This is a genomic window from Gracilimonas sp. (assembly GCF_035704785.1).
In the GTDB taxonomy this organism is placed as follows: Bacteria; Bacteroidota; Rhodothermia; order Balneolales; family Balneolaceae; genus Gracilimonas.
The window spans coordinates 1-15,876 of record NZ_DASSWP010000111.1; the positions used below are offsets into that span (position 1 = coordinate 1).

The 15,876-nt window shown below is 43.0% G+C and carries 13 protein-coding genes and 1 riboswitch; of the genes, 4 read left to right on the plus strand and 9 right to left on the minus strand.

What is annotated here, in order from left to right; all coding sequences use genetic code 11:
- Together VFM80_RS06690 and VFM80_RS06695 are read right to left on the minus strand one after the other, a co-directional pair.
- Nucleotides 1-1,428, minus strand: a 1,428-nt coding sequence (locus VFM80_RS06690) for a cation:proton antiporter (protein WP_395070804.1), incomplete at its 3' end; no start/stop codon positions are given.
- Between the two features lie 53 nt (nt 1,429-1,481).
- The gene (locus VFM80_RS06695) at nt 1,482-2,144 is read right to left on the minus strand and encodes a hydrolase (RefSeq protein WP_395070806.1); all 663 of its coding nucleotides are present in this window, start codon (nt 2,142-2,144) and stop codon (nt 1,482-1,484) included.
- A 61-nt stretch (nt 2,145-2,205) separates the two neighbouring features.
- A riboswitch (cyclic di-AMP (ydaO/yuaA leader) is annotated at nt 2,206-2,339 on the minus strand.
- Nucleotides 2,340-2,767: 428 nt separating this feature from the next.
- Here VFM80_RS06695 and lysA point away from each other — a divergent pair.
- On the plus strand, nt 2,768-3,925 hold the full coding sequence (lysA, locus tag VFM80_RS06700) for a diaminopimelate decarboxylase (protein WP_395070808.1): 1,158 nt from the start codon (nt 2,768-2,770) through the stop codon (nt 3,923-3,925).
- Nucleotides 3,926-3,953: 28 nt separating this feature from the next.
- Here the strand turns inward: lysA and VFM80_RS06705 are convergent, their stop codons facing one another.
- From VFM80_RS06705 to VFM80_RS06715, 3 genes are all read right to left on the minus strand, one after another.
- Nucleotides 3,954-4,289, minus strand: coding sequence for a type II toxin-antitoxin system PemK/MazF family toxin (locus VFM80_RS06705; protein WP_395070810.1), 336 nt, complete (start codon nt 4,287-4,289; stop codon nt 3,954-3,956).
- Entirely contained in the window at nt 4,279-4,512 is a 234-nt protein-coding gene (locus VFM80_RS06710) for a hypothetical protein (RefSeq protein ID WP_395070812.1), read from the minus strand. The genes VFM80_RS06705 and VFM80_RS06710 overlap by 11 nt, the downstream gene beginning before the upstream one ends.
- Nucleotides 4,513-5,232: 720 nt before the next feature.
- Nucleotides 5,233-6,456 (minus strand): NAD(P)/FAD-dependent oxidoreductase, encoded by a 1,224-nt coding sequence (locus VFM80_RS06715; protein WP_395070814.1) that lies wholly within the window; start codon nt 6,454-6,456, stop codon nt 5,233-5,235.
- A gap of 284 nt (nt 6,457-6,740) precedes the next feature.
- Between VFM80_RS06715 and VFM80_RS06720 the strand changes: the two genes are divergently transcribed.
- A complete protein-coding gene (locus VFM80_RS06720) occupies nt 6,741-8,102 on the plus strand; it encodes an aspartate kinase (protein WP_395070815.1) in 1,362 nt (453 codons plus the stop codon).
- Here the strand turns inward: VFM80_RS06720 and VFM80_RS06725 are convergent.
- Entirely contained in the window at nt 8,094-9,191 is a 1,098-nt protein-coding gene (locus tag VFM80_RS06725) for a CNNM domain-containing protein (RefSeq protein WP_395070817.1), read from the minus strand. The two genes, VFM80_RS06720 and VFM80_RS06725, sit on opposite strands and share 9 nt — an antisense overlap.
- Before the next feature lie 47 nt (nt 9,192-9,238).
- Nucleotides 9,239-10,255 carry an RluA family pseudouridine synthase gene (locus VFM80_RS06730; protein WP_395070819.1) on the minus strand — a complete coding sequence of 339 codons (1,017 nt, stop codon included), beginning with the start codon at nt 10,253-10,255 and terminating at the stop codon, nt 9,239-9,241.
- 106 nt (nt 10,256-10,361) lie between these two features.
- On the opposite strand from VFM80_RS06730, the gene VFM80_RS06735 reads away from it, so the two are divergent.
- Entirely contained in the window at nt 10,362-10,715 is a 354-nt protein-coding gene (locus VFM80_RS06735; RefSeq protein WP_395070821.1) for a four helix bundle protein, read from the plus strand.
- A gap of 26 nt (nt 10,716-10,741) precedes the next feature.
- Nucleotides 10,742-12,448: a DNA repair protein RecN gene (gene recN, locus VFM80_RS06740; protein ID WP_395070823.1), complete on the plus strand. Its 1,707-nt coding sequence runs from the start codon at nt 10,742-10,744 to the stop codon at nt 12,446-12,448.
- Nucleotides 12,449-12,503: 55 nt separating this feature from the next.
- On the opposite strand, the gene VFM80_RS06745 is transcribed toward recN, so the two are convergent.
- Both VFM80_RS06745 and VFM80_RS06750 read right to left on the minus strand, forming a co-directional pair.
- Complete coding sequence (locus VFM80_RS06745; RefSeq protein ID WP_395070825.1) at nt 12,504-15,350, minus strand: FAD-binding and (Fe-S)-binding domain-containing protein; 2,847 nt, start codon at nt 15,348-15,350, stop codon at nt 12,504-12,506.
- Nucleotides 15,351-15,418: 68 nt separating this feature from the next.
- A partial coding sequence (locus tag VFM80_RS06750) for a dienelactone hydrolase family protein (RefSeq protein ID WP_395070826.1) occupies nt 15,419-15,876 on the minus strand: 458 nt, incomplete at its 5' end.

Below are 15,876 nucleotides of genomic sequence, written 5' to 3' on the forward strand. Positions count from 1 at the left end.
ATTTACAGGAATCTCGGCCGCTGCGGCGTGAACTACCGCATGGCTTAACATTTTTTCCCCTTTAGCTACTTGTGCATCCACATCTTTTCCGTCGTGTGCCACGGTTAGGGGGAAGATGGGCTCTTCCGAGTTTTCATCCCGAATCATAAAAGCGATGTCCATCAAGGCATCTGAGGTTTCCGGATTGGCCAGTGGCACGATAATGCGCTGTGGAACCTCCGAAGTTTCAAATGGTTTCTCATCTTCAAGAATAGCTACTTTTCGGCCATATTTTTCAACTATCGAGGAGCCTAAAAGACAGGTAATTAAAATCATAATGACCACTGCATTTACCGCTGTTTGGTCAAAAAATCCAAGATCATAGCCAAGCAATGTAACCGCAAGTGTAGCTGCAGATTGAGGTATTGTTAAGCCGAAAATAACTAATCCTTCCGCATTACTAGACCCTTTTGCCAAGCGGACTACAAAAGCTGCAAGGCCTTTTCCAATTAAGACAAGTAAAGTAAATGCAATGGCGTATATCCACACGTCGAGACTGGCAAGCACTTCCACATCCACCAACATACCTACTGAAATAAGGAAAAATGGAATAAAAAGTGCATTTCCAACAAATTGGATCCGGCTCATTAGCGTACCGTTTGCAGGCACTAACCGGTTTAATAATAATCCGGCTATAAACGCCCCGATTATAGAAGCAAGGCCAGCGACCTCTGCCAAAAATGCTGTGGAGAATAATAAAGCCATCATAAACACAAAATCTACATCGGTATCGTGTTTCATATTTCTGAAAAACCACCTTCCTAATTTTGGAAGAATGATTACCGATGCTGCAACAAATACAGCAATAGAAATGACAAAAGTTGTCCAATATCCGGCTCCCTGGCTTTCTCCAACAGTTCCCGCAACTATGGCTAAAATTCCCAAAGAAAGAGAATCGGTTACCAATGTCCCTCCTATCGACATCGTTACACCTGTGTTTTTGGTAATTCCAAGTCGCTCCACAATAGGATAGGCAAGCAAGGTATGTGAGCCAACTATAGCACCTAATAAAAATGAGGTTTCCGGTGAATAATCCAGTAAATAAATACCTGTAAAATAAGCTCCTATAGCTGGAAAAGCATAGGAAAGTGAACCAAAACCCACGCTTTGATTTCTCAATTTTTGGAAACGGTTTAAGTCGATGGAAAGCCCGGCCATAAACATCAGGTAAAGCAGACCTACAGTACCCAAAAGCTCAATAGTATTATCGCGCTCCAGTAAATTCAGCACACTTGGGCCTATGATCATCCCCGATAAAATGATCCCAACAATACCCGGCATTTTTATTTTTTTGGAGACGATAGGTGCCACCAGAATTACGATCATTACCAAAGCAAAGATCATTACCGGATTTGAGAATGGCAGGGAGAAATTAAGCGACTCGTTCATATATTTTTTTCATGTTATCGGCTTTCTTTGGAACAACCCTATATTAAAGAAAACTACCCGTTGTTATTTCTATAATCGTCAAAAATGGAACGCAGTATTTCGGTAGCCGTGGGTGGATTAAAAACGATAGCTTGTGCCCCCATTTCAATAGTAGCCTTGATAGTTGAATCATGCGGGCCACCGTTTGCAATAATAACTGATTCCGGCACTAATTCCTTAACAGTTGCCACCGTTTCAGCCGTAAATTCCCCGGTAGAGATATTGAAGATATTCACCCCGGCCTGAAAAAGTGCCTCAAAATCCTCTGCATCTAACATAACCGTGTAAACGAGTGGGCCGTCAATCTCAGCCCGGATTCGTTCCACTATTTCGGGCGGTGTGGGTTTGGTTAGCACTACGGCAGATGCCCCTGCTTTAAATGCTCCCGCAGCCAAACGAATGGACTGTTCTTCTCGGAGCAATCCTCCTCCGATATCACAAATTACCGGCCGCCGACCAAATTCTATGATCACCCGGTCCATTTCATTTGATTTATCAAAGGGATTAACCATCATGATGGCATCCGCACTTAAATTCTGGATGAAGCTCAAATCTGTGCTGAGCAATACAGACTTTATCCGCTCTTCGCCCAACAATATACCGGGGCTTTTTTCAATGCTTTTTGGAATGTCGAACTTATTGGCAGAAAGAAGAAAATCCTGCTGATTTAAACTCATGCGTGTTAATTTTCGGTATTATTTCTATTAGATGTGAAGACCGATTACGCACGATGCACGCTCAATCTTCTATCAATGCCTGCGAAGTTAGCTGACGGGCTGGAGCTGATAGATGCTCTTTTCAATTTCTTGAAATTCGCCCCACTTTCGGGTCCTCCGCTTTTGTCTAATGACAAAATTTGGCTGATTATTTTGCTTGTATCTCTAACAATGATACAGGCTTTTTAGTGTCTGGTCAAACGTAAAATTTTATGATTTTAGATTGATGATTTCTATCCTTTATACTAAAAAAGCTCAACCTCCGATAAACTATCATCCTTTCACATCATCCTAGCGGAGGTTTTTGGTTGTGAAGTGATTTTTCTTTTTTACCAAGATTTGGCACCTACGATGCCATTAGAATTCAGCATTCTGCTTCGTTAGGAGCAACATATTGGTAAAAATATTAAGCATCCATACACACAAGTTTCGTCTCGTTATTTTCTAAATAGGTGCTGTTATAGCCAGTAAGGGCGCATGGCCATGCGCCCTTACTGGCTATGGATTTCATAACAACAACGATACTTTTTTTCTTATCTTTGATGCTCTCTAAACACACTCATCCACTTATAAACTGATTTTTAATGTTTCCATCGGAAGTCACCGATTTTTTTAAGACTCAAAAAACCCCTTTCTATTATTATGATCTCGATGTTTTGAATAAAACGCTTGATCAGATCAAAACTCATGGGCTTTCAAAGGGGTTTCGCGTGCACTTTGCTTTGAAGGCGAATAATCAGCCTAAAATCCTGGACATGATCAAAAAAGCCGGACTTGGGGCCGATTGTGTAAGTGGTGGCGAAGTTCTGCGTGCCATTGATTCAGGGTTCACTTCTGATGAGATCGCCTTTGCGGGAGTCGGTAAAACTGATGAGGAAATGGAATTGGGGTTGAAGCACGATATTTTTTGTTTCAATTGTGAATCGCCCCAGGAATTGGATGTACTGAATGAGCTGGCAAAAAAACATAGTAAGACGGCCCAAATTGCTCTCCGGCTCAACCCCAACGTAGAGGCCGACACGCATAAATATATCACCACGGGATTGAACGAAAACAAATTCGGGATCAACGCTTCCGATCTGGATGATGTGCTGGAAAAACTACCGGAGTTGCAAAATCTTAAATTGATTGGAATTCACTTTCACATCGGGTCACAGATCGAAAAATTCACCCCTTTTGAAGAATTATGTGAAAAAGCCAACACGCTTAATGATCATATTGAAGGCAAAGGATTTGAACTTTCCGTAATTAATGTGGGCGGAGGATTTGGGATCAATTATGCTCATCCAAATGACAATTCAGTACCGGACTTTGAGCGCTTTTTTGGATTGTTTGAAAAGAACATAAAGCTGAAAGATCATCAGCAACTGCATTTTGAATTGGGTCGCTCGGTTGTTGGTCAGTGTGGGAGTTTGATCACCAAAGTCTTATTTACCAAATATGGGCAGACCAAAAACTTCGCTATTGTTGATGCGGGCATGACCGAGCTTATCCGACCTGCACTATATCAAGCCGCGCACCGCATTGATGTACTTACAAGTACTAAGGCAGAAGAAAAATATGATGTGGTCGGACCCATCTGCGAAAGCTCGGATACCTTCCGGAAAGACATCTCCATTCCAAAAGTTGAACGCGGAGATCTTATCGCAATTCGCAGTGCCGGGGCTTATGGCGAAGTGATGCGAAGTGCCTATAACTTGAGGGAAGCGAACCTGACGATTTATTCGGATGAAGTTGAATAATTTTGAATTACTCTGGGTTTTAATAAATCTACAGTCCTAAAAAGGTTTTTATCTCTTTCTTTAATTGAATGATATCAACTTCCCTTAGAGCCGCAATTTTTTTGACCACTAAATTTTTGTCGATAGTAGCAAACTTCATTCTGGTCATGGAGGGCTTAGGCAAACCTGCTTCTTTCCATTCAATTAATTCATAGTCGCCAACTCTATCTTCTGCATTTATATTACTTGTTACGAACATCACCAAAATATCGAGACCTAAATTATACTCTTTTGGTGAAATTATTAAAGCAGGACGCTTTTTATTTGTCTTCAGATTTGTGAATGGAAATGGAAGTAAAACTATATCCCATTGATTATAGGTCATTGTAAATCTCGTCTTCTTCATTATCCCACTCGGAGAATGCCGGTTCACTGACTTTCATGATCTCATGGATCTCACTTTTTTCTTGCATTCTCTCCATCGCATCACTCACATATTCATCAATAAGTTCACTTACCAAGCCACTCATTGTTTTCCCTTCAAGTGATGCAATTGCTTTTAACTTCTTTCGCTTTTCATCAGCTATCCTGATACTCATTACACTCATAATTTCTCCTTTTTGTAGTATAACCTACATGAAGGTAATTTATTTTAAGGAATAGACAAACAAATTTGAAATAAATCTGACGGTATATTCGGTGCTTTATCAAGCTCTGTGCCCAATTTTTGTATGACATAAAAATCCCAAAAAACAACTCGGGCAAAAATTTGCCTGTTTTTGGCACTTTTAACCCCGGGTTGCGCCCGGCAAAGATGACAACCCTACTTTCAGCAGTCCAACGGGACTTACCCGGGGCTAAGCATATGTGACTCCTACGGAGTCGGGGGAGCGAGAGAATCCGCGGAATCCTATAATCCGCTTTATCCGTGGTTCAAACTATTAGATTCCTGCCTCCACAGGAATGACCTTCAATAACTTCAACGCTAAATGTTGGGTGTTACTTGTTCGTTGTTCCTTCAGCCTTAGAAAAAAGAGCGTTAAGAAGATGACGAAATGTAACGTTAAGAAACCCCGATAATCGGGGCCGCTGATAAACTAAGAAGCGAGCCATGCACGCGAAGGAGCATTGATTTATTTTAGTGGAATGAAGTCAGCTTGAGCTCTTTTTTCGCAGCTGGGAGTTTTTGGTTCTTTTGTCGGTACAAAAGAACAGAGAACGATCTTTGGCACTGAATTAATAATAATTCTGGAAGCTGGAGCTTCCTAGACAGCGTTACAAAGCCGGAGCTTTGTAACGAGTACTGCTCAAGTAATTCTAAATTTTAATTACTTAAGCTTTCCTGCAATAAAACCAGTAGTCCAGGCGGCCTGGAAGTTGAAGCCTCCGGTTACGCCGTCAATATCCAATACTTCTCCCGCAAAATAGAGGCCATGAGATTTCCGGCTTTGCATGGTTTTCATGTCTACATCCTGCAGGCTGATTCCCCCGCAGGTCACAAACTCTTCTTTGAAGGTGGTCTTTCCTTCCACCTGATACTCATCATTGGTTAATAAATGTACCAGACGGTTGATATTTTTCTTACCCATATTTTGCCAAATCATATCATCACCGAGCTCTAGTTTACTCAGCAAGAATTCCCATAATCGTCCAGCCAAACCAAATGGATTCACATTAGGGATCTTCTTCTTGCCGTGATCATCTTCAACTGTTTTCAGAATGTCACGCACTTCTTGCTCAGTTCGTTCTCCTGTCCAGTTCACTAAAACCTTAAAATTATAATCCATCACATTCAGCTCTCTCGCTCCAAATGCCGATAATTTTAAAATAGCCGGACCACTCATTCCCCAGTGCGTGATCAAAAGCGGACCGCTGCTCTGCAATTTCGATCCCATGATCTTTACCGACACCGGCTGGGCTACCACGCCCATCAATTCTTTGATCGTTTCATTAGGCATGTTGAAGGTGAAAAGCGAAGGCACCGGCTCTTCGATCTCATGATGCAGATTCCGAAGCCAGTCAAAGCCGCTTGCCCGCGGACTTCCCCCTGTTGCGACAATTACTTTATCGACTGCTATCCTACCACCCCGGTGAAATCTAAGCTCATATCCTCCCTCCATTCGCTTCAGACTTTTGATATTGGATTTGGTTTTAATGCCAATTCCCAGCTTTCGAGTTTCATTCATCAGGCAGTTGATGATGGTTTCGGAGTCATCTGTGGTTGGGAACATACGTCCGTCTGATTCGGTCTTCAGTTCAACCCCGCGTTGCTGAAACCATTGAATGGTATCGGTCGGAGAAAACATCCCAAAAGCTTTTTTCAGCGATCGCTCCCCGCGCGGATAGTTTTTTACCAATTCACGAATGTCAAAACAATGATGGGTTACATTACACCGTCCGCCCCCGGATATCCTGACTTTGGAAAGCAGTTTATCCGACTTCTCATAAATGGTGACTTTGGCTTCGGGGTGATGGGTCTTAGCTGATATGGCTGCGAAAAATCCGGCGGCTCCCCCGCCAATAACGGCTATTTGTAGGTCTTCTTTCTTCATGAAAGAAAGATACCGTTTCTTTAGTGGCCACGAAATCTCTAAAACACGAAATGATATTAAAAACTTTTGCGCTAAATGTTGATTGTTCCTTGTTCGATGTTCCTTCGGCTTTAGAAAAAAGAGTGTTTAAAAGATGAAAGAATAAAACGAGAGTAAGGTATAAACTTTCGTGCTTTAGAGATTTCGTGGCAAAGCACCCTTAAACATAATTCTAGATTTGGTATGGAATAGATTGAGATTCCCCTTATTTTCCACCTTCATTTTCAAGACGATTACGACTATTTATGCAGATCAACGTACTTAAGTTTGGCGGCACCTCCATGGCCGATCACAAAACGTGGAAACAGGTGCTGAAGATCATCAGCAATTATGAATATCCCGTGGTGGTTGTTTCGGCTACGGCACGGACGACCCGTCAGCTGGTGGAAGCCGGAAACCTGGCGGCAAAAGGGAAATTGGGTGAAGCCCTCGAGATCTCCAACTCAATCAAAGAGCGACATAATAAGATCGTTGCAGATTTCCTTGAAGAAAATCCCCACATCAAGAATAAGCTCATAAAAGACAGCTGTATCAAAAACACTGAAGCCAAAATTGGCAAGCTGAATAAACTCCTCACTTATACCGAACGGCAAGGTACACTCTCTCCCCAAATGAAAGATGCTATTTCGGCCATGGGAGAACAAATCTCATCCTATCTGCTGGCACAATGTGGACTGGCTTTGGATATGATGACTCAACACATTGAAGCTCGAAAGCTGATCAAAACAGATTCAGAGTATGGGAAAGCCAATCCCAATCGATTGCTCATCAATCAGCATTGTGGCTCACTGGAGACGGTACTTGAAAGTGGATTTACTCCCATTATCGGCGGTTTTTACGGGGAATCAAAAGACAAGACTGTTACCACTTTGGGATTTGAAGGCTCGGATTATTCCGCAAGCTTGATAGGGGGAGCTATTGGGGCTCAAACTATTGAGATCTGGACCGATGTAAGCGGTGTTTATACCGGCGACACCCGCTTCATCCCCGAAGCCAAACCCCTCGCCGAAATGAGTTATTTTGACGCTACCGAGATGGCATATTTCGGAGCCAAAGTTCTGCACCCTTCCACCTTAAAACCGGCTCAGGAAAGAAACATTCCTGTGTACGTGAAGAATATGTTCAAGCCGGAAGATCCCGGAACCAAGATCGTTCGGGATTCAAAACATGATCTCGATGTATTGGCTCTTTCCTTCAAACAAAATATGGCAACGGTTACCATCAGTGCGTACGAAACCGTGATGGGTTACTCCTTTTTAACCAAGGTGTTTTCTGTGTTAGAAAAACATCGCTTAGCCGTTGATGCCGTAAATACGACTGAAGCTTCGGTTACCATCGTCTTGTCAGATTCAGAAATTCTGGATCAGCTTTCGAAGGAATTTATTGAGATCGGTTCGGTTGCATTAGAAAGAGAAAAAGGATTGCTTACTCTGATCGGCTGCTCCATCAATGCTGCTGATAAACTCACCGACGCCATTTTTTCTTCCCTCGGAGAAATTGATCTGAACATGATTTCCTTCACAAGAGAAAAGCGGATTTTAAATGTTGTTATGGATGACAACGATTTGGTCGAAACCGCCCAAAAACTGCACAAGCGATTATTTTGAGGAATCAGGTTTTGCGGAAGGAGCTGGTGATTCTTTAAGCTTATCAGGTATCACAATGCCTAATCGTTTCGCACGCTCTCTCCACTTCTGCCGGGCCAGTTTTTGCATATCTTCGATGGCATCAATTTCATCTACGATCTCCATTCCAAACAAGGTTTCCACAACATCTTCCATAGTAACAACTCCTGAAAAACCGCCATACTCATCTACCACCACCGCAATGTGCTCTTGTTTTTCCAGCAATCGCTCGAATAGGGTTTTCAGGGAAATGGTCTCCGGGAGTATTAACACTTCCCGTTTGACCTCTTTAAGTAACCTTTCTTCGTTACCCTGTGAAAGATTGTAATACAGATCGTTTTTCAACACATAACCGGTAATATCCTCTTCATTTTCTCCAAAGATGGGAATTCTGGATACCCTCAACTCTTCTTTATGTTCAAGAACTTCCTGAATGGTTCGGTCTTCCTGAAATTTCACAACAACAATGCGCGGTGTCATGATATCATGAACCCTCAACGAGCGAAATCGGATCAGGTTCTTAAAAATATTAGATTCCCCTTCTTCAAAAATACCCTCCTCAAAACCAAGTTCTGCCATGGCACTGAATTCCTCACGGCTCATGGCTGGTTGGTCATCTTTATTAGAGAGCCATTTTGTGATCCACTTTGAAAGTACCACTAATGGATAAGTAAGGATAATAAGCAGCTTGATTGTTTTTGCTGCGAATCCCGCTAAATTCTTCCAATAAGTAGCACCTAATGTTTTGGGAATAATTTCTGAAAGAATCAATATGGCTAAAGTCAACAGTATTGATGTGATGGTGACATACTCATTTCCAAAAACCGCCTGTGACTGTGCGCCCACACCGGCTGCGCCAACTGTGTGTGCAATGGTATTTAAACTTAAAATTGCCGATAGTGGGCGATCTATATCTTTCTTCAAATCTTTAAGAAGCTGACCGGTCTGAGGGTTGCTCTTCTCTGTAACCGCAACAAAAGATGGTGAAATAGATAGCAAAACTGCTTCGAGAATAGAACATAAAAAAGACAGTGCAATAGCCAGTACCAAATAAAATATTAGTAGTCCCATAGCTTAAGGTAACAGAAATAGTGGTTTGTTTTGGTTTTTCATCGGGATCAATACTCCGATTTACAATTTTCACGGAGCATGGTCAGCACATGTTGAAAATCATCCGGCAGTTCAGAATCGAAACGAACCATTTCTCCGGTTTTGGGATGTTCAAACCCCAGGGTTTTGGCATGAAGAGCTTGTCGGCCTAATCCAGTGATAAGATTATGAAACATCGATTTTCGGGAGCCTGTGTTGGGGCCGTATCTCACTGATGTCCCCCCATAGGTCGGATCTCCAAATACATGATTTCCCATATGCGCAAAATGAACACGGATCTGGTGGGTCCGCCCGGTTTCCAGTTTCACTTCAACCAGACTCAGATAATCAAAATATTCCAGCACTTTGTAATGGGTAACAGCATGTTTCCCTTGTCCCTCGGGTTTTACCGTCATCAACTTCCGGTCTCTTTTAGATCGGCCGATATCACCTTCAATAGTTCCTTCCGCATCGGGCGTTCCCCATACAATGGCCCAATACGTTCGCTCTACATCTTTCTCCTGAAAGAGTCCGCTTAGCTTGGCGAGCGTTTCCTCATTTTTGGCCACTACCAATAATCCGCTGGTATCCTTATCCAAACGGTGTACGATACCGGGACGTAGATTTTCGTCTTCATCCTCGCCGGCGAGTTCATCTACATGATACATAAGTCCGTTAACCAGCGTTCCAGTCCAATTTCCATAGGCCGGATGCACCACCAAGTCAGCATCCTTATTTACGATTATAAGATCATCATCCTCATAGACAATATTGAGTTCCATCTCTTCCGGCTTGGCTTCAGGCGGCGGCGGTTTGGGAAGTTCGATAAAGATCTCATCCCCCGGCTGCATGATATACGAAGCTTTTTCCTTCTTTCCATTCACATCCACATAGCCATCCTTGATCGCCTGCTGCACTTTATTTCGTGAGGCGTTCTCTACAAATGAAGTAATATATTTATCCAAACGGATATCACTATTCTGCCCATCGGGCACGGTGTGTTCGTAGATCGTAGTCTGTCGGTCTTTTCCGGCTTTCTTTTCCATACCACAAGGTACGCACTTTCAACTTTTTTGTAAGGAATTAGTTTTTCATCGCTCTAACTAACAGAAATTATAAATGTTGAATTTTGAATTTTAAATCAAAAGAGCCATGAAAAAGGAAAATGTTATACAATCTAAGAGTTTTGATTTTGCCTTAGGTATCATAAAGCTCTATAAAAATCTTATTGAGAAAAAAGAATTTGTGGTATCAAAGCAATTATTGAGAAGCGGAACCAGCATAGGTGCTAATATTGAAGAAGCTCTTGCAGGATTTTCGAAGAAAGATTTTCTCTATAAAATGTCCTTATCTTCGAAAGAAGCCAGAGAAACCCGTTACTGGTTACGACTATTAAAACGCAGTGAACTTACTACTATTGATTTGGATTCATATTTACATGACATTGATCAAATCATTAATATCCTGACATCGATCGTCAAAACCACTCAGGAAAAGAATTCATAATCCAACATTCATAATTTCCAATTTCCATGATAAAATCCTTATACATAAAAGATTTCGCGCTTATCGACGAACTGGAGGTTGAGTTTGAAGAGGGGTTGAATATCCTGACCGGGCAGACGGGCGCCGGGAAGTCCATTATTATTGGGGCTCTGAATATGATTCTTGGTGAGCGGGCTGATACGGAAGTCATTCGTCAGGGAGCAGACAAGGCTATCTCTGAAGCAACCATTCGGGTTGGGGATGATGGCGAGCTGAGATCACTGCTGGAAGAAAATGAAGTCGAGTTTAATGAGTATTTGATTCTCCGGCGAGAGATAAGAAACACCGGGAGCCGGGCATTTATTAATGACACACCCGTAAATATCAGCGTGCTGAAAGCAGCCGGAGATCTGTTGGTGGATCTTCACGGACAGCACGATCATCAGTTGCTGCTGAAGGAAGAAAATCATCTTGGAGTGATCGATGGCTTTGGAGAAGTGGAGCCAATATTTAAAGGCTACAAGGCGGAGTATAAAAAGATGATGGAGCTGCAGAAAGAACTTCGTGCCTTAAAGAAAAGAGAACATGAACTTCAGGAAAAAACCGAACTGTATCGCTTTCAGGTGCAGGAACTTCAAGAAGCCCAACTAGACGAAATTGACCTCGAACAATTAGAATCAGAGATGAATCTGCTGGATAACGCTGAAGTGCTAGATCAAAAAGCGGGTGCCATTTCAGAGATGGAAGAATCTGATGATGGGAATATTATTCAGTTGTTAAACTTCCTGAAATTGAACCTGGAAGATCTGACACGCATTGAACCTGAATTTGAGAATTATCTTCAGGAGATAAATGCCGCACGGGTTAGTATTAACGAAGCTATTGCCTTTGCTGAGCGCTATCGAAACAGCATCGAATTCAACCCAAAACGACTGGAAGAACTTCGGCAGCGACAATCAGAACTGAACCGGCTACAAAAGAAATATCAGCGCGACCTGCCGGATCTCATCAACTATTTAAATGAAATTAAAAGCGAGCTTTCTATCGCTGATAATTTTGATCTGGAAATTGAGAAATTGGAGAATTCCATTTCCATGCAGGCGAAGATTCTCAAAGAACAGGCTATCTCTCTTCATAAAACCCGGCAGAAGATCGGAGAAAAACTGGCTGTCCAGATTCAGCAGGAGTTGGCCAAAGTGGGTATTCCACATTCCAAATTAGACGTTCGTGTTGACTGGCTGCTTTCCGACAGTGGCTGGATAGATGTGGAAGGCAAGACCATTGACTGTACAGAAACCGGTTGCGATGATGTTCGTATGTACATCTCCACTAACAAAGGCGAGGAACCCAAGCCACTTGCTAAAATTGCATCCGGCGGGGAGATCAGCCGCGTGATGCTGGCACTGAAATCCATTCTCGCTAAGGAGCAAAGCCTTCCCGTCATGATCTTTGATGAAATTGATACAGGAATCAGCGGGGAGATCTCAGAAAAAGTAGGGGCTTCTATGCGGAAGTTATCTGAACACTGTCAGATCGTGGCCATCACCCATCAGCCGCAAATTGCGAGTCAGGCACACAAACATTACAAAGTAGCCAAAGCTGAAGAAGGCGAACGAACTGTAACCCGGATCATTCCGCTTTCCGATGAAGAGCATATTCGTGAGATCGCCAGTTTGATGAGCGGTTCACAGATCACCGATTCTACCCTAAACAGTGCGCGTGAATTGATCGAAAAGAATACCTATAGGAATTAATTTTTAAATCATTGTAGAGACGCAAAATCTTGCGTCTCTACAATGATTTAAAAAATTACAAAATTGCCCGGGCAATCAATGATGCCGGGTGCAACGCTTCTCTATCAACCCCATCTTTAATTTGATGACGGCACGAAAATCCCGGGGCACATACTTCATCCTTCTGATTTGCTCTCAACTTTGGGAATAAAACCAGCTCGCCGATATCCTGAGAAACTTCATAATGATCTTTTTCATACCCAAAGCTCCCTGCCATTCCGCAGCACCCTGTTTCCAGCACTTCCACTTCATAACCGACAGTTTGCAATGCTTCCACCGTTGGTTCATTTCCCACCAGGGCTTTAGCGTGACAATGTCCGTGCAGCAGCACTTTTTGGGATGAACCGGGAGCAGGAATACGTTCTTTATTTTGAGATATGAATTCCTCAAAGGTGAAGGAAGAAGAGGCCAGTTTGTGAGCTAAAGGAAGCTCATCTTCTTCGCATAATTCCAGAAATTCATCGCGGAGCGTGAGTATTTCGGAAGGCTCCAAACCAACAACCGGAATCCCGGCTTCCACATATTCTTCAAATTCGGACAGTATTTTTTTGGTGATAAATTTGGCTTCCTTCAAAAACCCTTTGGAGATCTGCGGCCTTCCGCTTTCCATGCTTTTTGGAACGATAACTTCATAGCCCATTTTCTCCAATACCAACACAGCATCCATCCCAATCTTCGGCTCGTTGTAATTGGTGAACAGATCCACAAACAAAACTACTTTTTCATCTGATCTTACCGCTCCATTTTTCTTGTGCTTGCGATACAAATTTTGAAATGTCTTGGATGCAAACTCAGGGAGATCCCGTCGCGCATCTATTCCAAACAGCTTTTCAAAAACCCATTTTCCGGGTTTTGAAGCCGTAACTTTATTAGCAATTCCAGGAGTGATGGAAGCCAGTGGAAATAACTTTCCCGCATCCGAAAAGAAACGCTCTTTCAATTTTGAACCATTTTTCTCATGCCAGCCATTCAGGAACTCTGCTTTCATTTTGGCCATATCCACATTGGCAGGACATTCACTTTTGCAGGCTTTGCAACTCAAGCAAAGATCGAGTGCCTCTTTCAATTCTTCCGATCTATATCCTTGAGGATCTTTACCGGAAAACACTTGTCGAAATACATTTGCACGTCCGCGGGTCGAGTCTTTTTCCTCTTTGGTGGCCATATACGAAGGACACATCGTTCCGCCACTTTCAGCAAGCTTTCGACAAACACCGGCTCCATTGCAAAGCTCCAAAGCATCACCGAAGCCCCCCTCCTTATTCCAGGAAAATACCGTTTCCGCTTCCGTCTTTATATAATCGGGAGAAAATCTAAGGTCGGTATCTATAGGTTTTGGATCGACAATTTTACCGGGATTGAAAATGTAATTCGGGTCCCAGATCTCCTTCACCTGCTTCAAAACCGGCAGCATTTCTTCACCCAGTATTTTTTTGATGTAGGGCGCCCTGACCCGTCCATCTCCATGTTCCCCGGAAAGCGAACCGTTATATTTTTTAACCAGATCGGCGATCTCTTCCGCCATCACTTTCATTTTCTCTAAACCGGCTTCGGTGGTGATATCGATCTGAGGCCGCAAATGTAATTCCCCAACCGAGGCATGGGCATAAAACACACAATGGGTGTCATGTTTTTTCAGGATCTGCTCAAACTCTTTTACATACTCCGGAAGGTCCTGAACCCGAACTGCAGTATCCTCACAAAATGAGGGCGACCGGCCATCTTTACCTAATCCCATCAATAAACCAAGGCCTGCTTTACGAAGATCCCATACCCGCTTCATTTCATCAGCATCGGAGATGATCGGGTAAACATAACCCAGTGACTTTTCCTTGAGGGTTGCACCAATCTCCTGCGCTTTTTTCTGAAGTTCTTTCCGGTCATTTCCCTCCAGCTGAGTGATCAAAATATATCTCGGTTCGCCTTCCAGAAAGAACCGATTCTTTCGCTGTTCGATGTTTCCTTTGGTGGCATCCATGATGATATAATCCACCAACTCTACAGCTGCAGGCTCATAACCCACAATGTGAACGGCGGCTTTCATGGTCTCATCCAACGATTCGAACTGAGGGACCACCACCAGCTTGTGCTCATCTTTGGGAACCAAATTCAACTTCGCCGAAGCCGTCATTGCCAGAGTTCCTTCACTTCCGCATAACAATTCGCAGAGATTGAACTTTCGGCCGTTTGGGTTGAAGGGCTGCATCTCTACAAGTTTATCCAACGCATAGCCGGTGTTCCTTCGGATGATGTCTTTGTGAGGATAACTCCGTTCGATCAATTCCCGGTTTCGCTCTATCAACTTCAGCATGGAGCGATAGATATGTCCTTCCAGGTTGTCCAGCTTTTTCCTGGCTTCCAGCTCTTCGGGAGTCAGTGGTTTGAAATAAACAACCGAGCCATCACTCAACACGGCCTCGATTTCCAGCGTATGTTCCCGCGTGGTTTGGTACTTGATGGAAAAAGAACCGGATGAATTATTCCCGATCATTCCTCCTACCATACAGCGATTGGTAGTTGCCGTATCCGGGCCAAACAGCAGATCAAATTTCCTGGCTTCGCGGTTTAAGGTATCCCGGATCACTCCCGGCTGAACATGGGCAACTTTTGAAGCCTCATCAAAATTCAGGATCCGATTCATGTAGCGGGAAACATCCATGATCACCCCGCCACCTGTTGTCTGTCCTGCAAGACTCGTGCCTGCGCTACGGGCCGTGATAGAAAACTTATGCGTATTGGCTTTCGCCACCAATGCCCGGATATCGCTGATGGTTTTGGGGAAAGCAACCCCTTGAGGAACTTCCTGATACATGGAAGCATCCTGAGCATATAAGTGACGGGTAAGTGAATCTCGTTGAATCAAAAAAGCTCCTGCTGAATTAGGGCAGTAGTTTGAGGTTAATTATGGATAAATTCAACGGATAATTGGTATTAATTCTCCTTGATCCATTTAGTAATTTCTTTCAGAAATCCATCTACAAATTCTTTCTCCAATAGTGCATACTCGGAGACATTTCCGCTATCGGCTTGCTGGAATAGGTGATTTGCATCTGTAAATATCTCCACTTCATAACTTACTCCTGCGGTTTCCAGGGCATTTTCAATTGGTTTTCTGTTCATCTCTTCGGTAACCTGAGTATCCTTTCCTCCAAATAATACCAGAACCGGGATATTCAGTTCTTTGAGATCTTCAGTCGGATCATAGAACAGCAATGACTTTGTTTGGTCAGAACCATATACAGCTACTAATTGATCTGCCTGTTTATTTACAAAAGCATCAATATCGGGGATGCCTGTTTTTTCACTTTCAGGTAATAACTTGAGCATACCCTCGTAATGCCGTATATAATTTTGTTTGGCTAGTTCAATATCTTTTTCATCCCGGATCG